This is a genomic window from Catenulispora rubra, assembly GCF_015356825.1.
Lineage (GTDB): Bacteria > Actinomycetota > Actinomycetes > Streptomycetales > Catenulisporaceae > Catenulispora > Catenulispora rubra.
This window is the reverse complement of record NZ_JAACYW010000649.1, coordinates 1-1,005: the sequence shown is the minus strand read 5'-3', so window position 1 is coordinate 1,005 and position 1,005 is coordinate 1. Positions and strand designations below refer to the sequence as shown.

Here is a 1,005-nt window from a genome sequence, read left to right as displayed (position 1 = left end):
CTCCCCACCCCGCACCCCCGCCACATCACGCAAGGCGTGGTGGGCGGCGAGATGGGCCATGGGGAACGCGGCGGCTTCCGCGAACGACCAGCCGTGCGGCATCTCGGTGAGAAGGCGCCGGTCCACGACGACCCGGGCCCCGGCCCCGCCGGGGAACAGGCCCATCACCCGGTCCCCCGACTTCAGATCGCCGACGGCTGTACCGACCTCCACCACGGTGCCGGAGCCTTCGATGCCGACGCCCATGCGCGCCGCGTCGTCGTCCGTGCCCAAAGCCACGACGATGTCGTGGAAGTTGAGTCCGACGGCACGGACTTCGACGCGTACCTCGCCCGGGGCGAGTTCACTCGCGGCAGGCCGACCTGCGGCGGGCTCGGCCGAGCCGGTGGCCCCGGCAGTCGGGCCCGGCACCCAGGCAAGGCTCTCCGGCACTCCCGGGTCCGACACCTGCAACGTCCAGCCGTCCTCGGGTATCGCAGCCAACACCTGCGCATCGGCCTGCTGCAGCCGGGGAGCGAGGATCTCGTGACCGCGCACCGCGATGTCCGGCTCACCTGCCACGAGAGCAGGCTCCGCCCAGCCCAGCTCCGCACGGCCGAGCGACGGCAGCGACTGTTCTCCCTCGACCCACGTGGGCCAGGGCACGTCGAGCAGCGCGATCCGCAGTTCCGGATGCCGCGCCCGCACACTCGCCACCCGCGCACGCACCCCGGCGCCGGCCGGGTCCCGAACCGTCTCCCCCGCACGCGCCGCGACCGCGCCGCAGGTGACCACCACCAACCGCACCGCGGCGAACCGCTCGTCAGCCGACCAGCGCTCCAGCACTTCGTCGATGTCGACGCCGCCGGACGGTTCGCAGTCCGCGAGGACGAAGACCGTGTCCGGCGCATCCGCAGGGCTCTGAGAGGCCTCGGCAAGACTGGCCAGGTCGGGGATGGTCGGGAGCGGGGTGTGGAGCAGGTCGTCGAGGCCGGGGCCGAGGGCGGCCCAGGTGCGGGGCACGTC

Annotated in this window: 1 protein-coding gene; it reads right to left on the bottom strand. The window is 73.6% G+C overall.

Features of this window, described 5'->3' with window-relative positions; translation table 11 throughout:
• A partial coding sequence (locus tag GWK61_RS54760) for a SpnB-like Rossmann fold domain-containing protein (RefSeq protein WP_194922320.1) occupies positions 1-1,005 on the bottom strand: 1,005 nt, incomplete at both ends.